The 4,332-nt window shown below is 70.2% G+C and carries 4 protein-coding genes and 1 pseudogene; 3 read left to right on the forward strand and 2 right to left on the reverse strand.

What is annotated here, in order from left to right; translation table 11 throughout:
• The 3 genes from puhE to ACTS11_RS09060 all read left to right on the forward strand — a co-directional run.
• Positions 1-765 (forward strand): putative photosynthetic complex assembly protein PuhE (gene puhE / locus ACTS11_RS09050; protein ID WP_442639997.1); only part of this gene is annotated, 765 nt, incomplete at its 5' end.
• Positions 762-1,973, forward strand: a complete 1,212-nt coding sequence (hemA, locus tag ACTS11_RS09055; RefSeq protein ID WP_442639998.1) for a 5-aminolevulinate synthase — start codon at positions 762-764, stop codon at positions 1,971-1,973. The genes puhE and hemA, both read left to right, overlap by 4 nt.
• A gap of 98 nt (positions 1,974-2,071) precedes the next feature.
• Entirely contained in the window at positions 2,072-2,515 is a 444-nt protein-coding gene (locus tag ACTS11_RS09060) for a c-type cytochrome (protein ID WP_442639999.1), read from the forward strand.
• A gap of 58 nt (positions 2,516-2,573) precedes the next feature.
• On the opposite strand, the gene bchO is transcribed toward ACTS11_RS09060, so the two are convergent.
• Positions 2,574-3,446, reverse strand: coding sequence for an alpha/beta fold hydrolase BchO (bchO, locus tag ACTS11_RS09065; RefSeq protein WP_442640000.1), 873 nt, complete (start codon positions 3,444-3,446; stop codon positions 2,574-2,576).
• A pseudogene (locus ACTS11_RS09070) lies at positions 3,443-4,294 on the reverse strand (VWA domain-containing protein); the annotation flags it as partial. The pseudogene ACTS11_RS09070 and the gene bchO, both read right to left, overlap by 4 nt.
• Between the last annotated feature and the right edge of the window lie 38 nt (positions 4,295-4,332).

A 4,332-nucleotide genomic window follows, 5' to 3' on the forward strand; every position in this document is an offset into this window, starting at 1 on the left:
GTGGTTCTCCACCGGGCGATCCTGCTCGCCGTCCGGCGGGCCGACAAGGAAGGGGCCAAGGCCCGGCTCTGGGCCGTGCTCTGGAACCTTCCCTTCCTCGTCGTGGGCGGCTTCGGCTTCATCGACACGGTCGGCAACGACAGCGTGCCGGGCGTCTACGTCGCGTTCCTCTCGGCGCTGGCGCTCTGGGGCTGGATCGAGCTGGCGTTCCTCACGGGCGTCATCACCGGACCGGTGCGCCAGCCGCTGAAGGAGGGTGTCCCGGAATGGGAGCGCTTCATCCGCGCCTGGGGCACCATCGCCTACCACGAGATGCTGCTGGCCTTCACGCTGATCGCGATGATTCTCGTCAGCTACGGGGAGCCGAACCAGTTCGGCATGTGGACCTTCGCGGTCCTGTTCCTCGCGCGCATCTCGGCCAAGCTGAACCTCTATCTCGGCGTGCGGAAGATCAACGTGGAGTTCATCCCGGATCATCTCGCGCACCTGCCCAGCCACTTCCGCATCGCGCGGATGAACTGGCTCTTCCCGATCTCGATCACCGGCCTCAGCGTCGCCGCCGCCTACTGGCTCGGCCACGTCTTCGCGGCGACGGGACCGGCGGAGGCCGTCGGCTACGCACTCCTGGGCGCGCTCACCGCGCTCGCACTGCTCGAGCACTGGTTCATGGTGCTCCCACTGCCGGACGAAAGACTGTGGCGCTGGATGCTGCCCGAACGTCCAACGCCAACCCAAGCGACATTGCCAAGCGAGGAAGCCCGATGAACTTCGACAAGCTGTTCCAGTCCCAGCTCGACCAACTCAAGAAGGAGGGCAACTACCGCATCTTCGCCGAGCTCCAGCGCAAGTGCGGCGCCTTCCCGCGGGTGCGCAACCACTCCGACGGGCAGGACGAGGTCACCGTCTGGTGCTCCAACGACTACCTCGGGATGGGCCAGCACCCCAAGGTCATCGAGGCGATGGTCGACACCGTGCGGGAATGCGGCACCGGCGCCGGCGGCACGCGCAACATCTCGGGCAACGCCTGGCACCACAAGCAGCTCGAGGCCGAGCTGGCCGACCTCCACGGCAAGGAATCCGCTCTGCTCTTCACGTCGGGCTACGTGTCGAACTGGGCCTCGCTGTCGACGCTGGGCTCGCGGCTGCCGAACGCGGTGATCCTGTCGGACGCGCTGAACCACGCCTCGATGATCGAGGGCATCCGCCACGCCAAATGCGACCGCGTGATCTGGAAGCACAACGACCCCGAGGACCTCGACCGCAAGCTCGCCGCCCTTCCGGCGAACGCGACGAAGATCGTGGCCTTCGAGAGCGTCTACTCGATGGACGGTGACATCGCCCCCATCGCCGAGATCCTCGACGTCTGCGAGAAGCACGATGCGATGTCCTACATCGACGAGGTGCACGCGGTCGGCATGTACGGCCCGCGCGGCGGCGGCGTGGCCGAGCGCGAGGGCCTGATGGACCGCATCACCCTGATCGAGGGGACGCTCGGCAAGGCCTTCGGTTGCGTCGGCGGCTACATCACCGGCTCGCACGCGCTGGTGGACTTCATCCGCAGCTTCGCCTCCGGCTTCATCTTCACCACGGCGCTGCCCCCTGCGGTCGCGGCGGCCGCCACGGCCTCGATCCGGCACCTCAAGGAGTCGTCCTTCGAGCGCGACATGCAGAAGCGGCAGGTCGCAAGGCTCCGCGCGCGGCTCGACGCCGAGGGCATCCCGCACGAGCGCAACCCCTCGCACATCATCCCCGTCATGGTGAAGGACCCGGTCAAGTGCCGGATGCTCTCGGACATCCTGATGGACCAGTTCGGCATCTACGTGCAGCCGATCAACTATCCCACCGTGCCCAAGGGAACCGAGCGGCTGCGCTTCACCCCCGGGCCGCTGCACACCGACGAGGACATCGAGTACCTCGTGATGGCGCTCAGGACGCTCTGGAAGCAGTGCGCCATCGCCCACGCGGTTGCCTGACGGGCCAACTTGCGCTCACGGCTGAAAAAAAGGGGTGGACCGCACCCTTGCCGCGCTATTTAAAGTCGCCCGTGAGAGACTCAGAAGGGAGACTACCCATGAAGAGCAAGATTGTTCTCGCCGCTGCGGCAACGCTCCTGTCCGGTTCCATCGCCTATGCCCAGGACGTGGAAACCACCGGCGACGCTGCCGCCGGCGAAGCGGTGTTCCGCCAGTGCGCGGCCTGCCACAACGTCGTGAACGAGGCCGGCGACGTGCTCGCCGGCCGTCCGAACATGCGCACCGGCCCGAACCTCTATGGCCAGATGGGCGCCGTTTTCGGTGAAGGCGACTTCCGCTACTCGCCCGGTCTTCAGGCGCTGAACGCGGCCGGCGTCGTGATCGACGAGGCGAACTTCGTCGCCTACATCCAGGATCCGACCGGCTTCATCCAGGAGCAGACGGGCGAGAACGTGCGCGGCGCGATGGCGGCACAGCGCCTGCGCTCGGAGGAGGACGGCGCGAACCTCTTCGCCTACCTCCTGTCGCTGCAGACCCAGTGATCTTCGAGGCATGACGGACATGGGGCGGGCGCGCGGCGTCCGCCCCTTTTCGTTTGCGCTACTCCTCTGCGGCGGCCCGCGTCGCACCCAGGGCGTCGAGGATCGCCTCCGCCACGCGGTCGGGCGCCTCCTCCTGCGCGATGTGACCGACATCCGGCAGCGCGAGAAGCCTGGCATCCGGCATGGCCGCTGCCGCACGCTCGGCCACCGCGATCGGCACCGCCTGGTCGCGCGCACCGTGGAGGAACAGCGTCGGCACCCGGATCTGCGGCAGGGCGGCGTTCAACTCCTTCAGCGACCACTGCGCCATCATGGCGAGCGTCCCCTCCACGTGATCGCGCCGCGCGATCAGCCGCGTGTAGAGACCGAGCGCCGCATCGTCGAGGTCGGTCCCCGTGGCACCGATGATGTTGCGCACCTGCGCGACCGAGCTTCCGCGGCTGAGGAAGAAGCCGGTCAGCGGGTTCATGGCGAGCGCGCGCGCCATCATGGGGAAGAGCACGCCGGCCGGCCCGCGGAAATCCTCGAGCGCGCCGTTCACCACGACGATCCGGTCGAGGTCGAGCAGGCCCTGCCGCGCCATCTCGAGCGCGATGGCGCCACCGGCCGAATGTCCGACGACGATTCGCGGCGCGGCGCCCATCTCGTCCATCAGCCGCGCCACGTCGCGCGCCACCTGCGGCAGTGTCGTCCGGCCCTTCGGGCTGCGGGTATAGCCATGCCCCGGCAGGTCCGGCGCGATCAGGCGGAATCGATCCTCGAGCCGGGACATGAGCCGGTGCCAGCTATGCGCCGAAGCGCCCGCGCCGTGGAGGAGGAGCATGTCCGGTCCCTGTCCCGTCACCTGCACGTGCCAGCGGTGCGGTGCGGCGGCGACGGAGCGGCTCGCCGCCCTGAGCGGCCAGTCCTCGGGGGGGAGGCCGGGGGTCATGCCTGCTCCAGCACGGTTCCGACGGCGCGGGACACGGCCCGCGCATCGGCACGCGGCAGCGGCAGGTAGGGCAGACGCATCTCGCGCGCGAGCCCGTCGAGCGACGCGGTGGGCCGGAGCCCCGTGTCGATCACGAGGCCCGTGAGCCCCCGCGCCCGGATCGCGCGTGCCATGGCGGTCGCGTCCTCGGCCGCCTGCGCACGGTTCGCCGTGCCGCTGAGGTCCACGTTCGCGCGCCCGTCGGTCAGGAGCGCGATGGAGGGCGTCATGCCCTTGCCCCGCGCGAAGGCCGCAAGCTCCAGCGCGGCGCGGAGCCCGGCGGCCAGCGGCGTACCGCCCCCGCCCGGAAGCTGGCCGAGCCGCCGCTTCGTCTGCACGAGCGATCGCGTGGGCGGCAGGAGCACGTCTGCCCCCTCGCCCCGGAAGGCCACCAGCGCGACGTGGTCGCGCCGCGCATAGGCTTCGCCCAGGAGGAGCTCGATCGCGCCCTTCGCCTCGGCGAGGCGGGCGAGCGCGGCCGAGCCCGAGGCATCCACGACGAAGATGATGGCGCGGTCCGAGCGTTCCTCGAACTGCCGGATGCGGATGTCGGAGGGGCGGACGTGGAGCCGGTCGTGCCGGCCGGTCGCCTTGCGGCGGAGCGGTTGCCAGGGCGCGGCGGCGCGCAGCGTCGCCACGAGGTCCACGCGCGCATCCCCGCCGATCCGGCCCGCGCGGGAGGGCAGGGGCCGTCCCCGGCGTCCACCCTTCCTGGTCGCGCCCGATCCGGCCGCGGCGGCGGCGTTGCGCGCGGCGCGCCCGGCCTCCATCCGTGCCAGCAGGTCGGGCGGCAGGAGCGCGCGCGCCGCCCACGCCTGCCGAGATCATGCTCGAGGCCGCGCGCGCG

The sequence above is a fragment of the Roseicyclus sp. genome (genome assembly GCF_052168335.1).
Lineage (GTDB): Bacteria > Pseudomonadota > Alphaproteobacteria > Rhodobacterales > Rhodobacteraceae > Roseibacterium.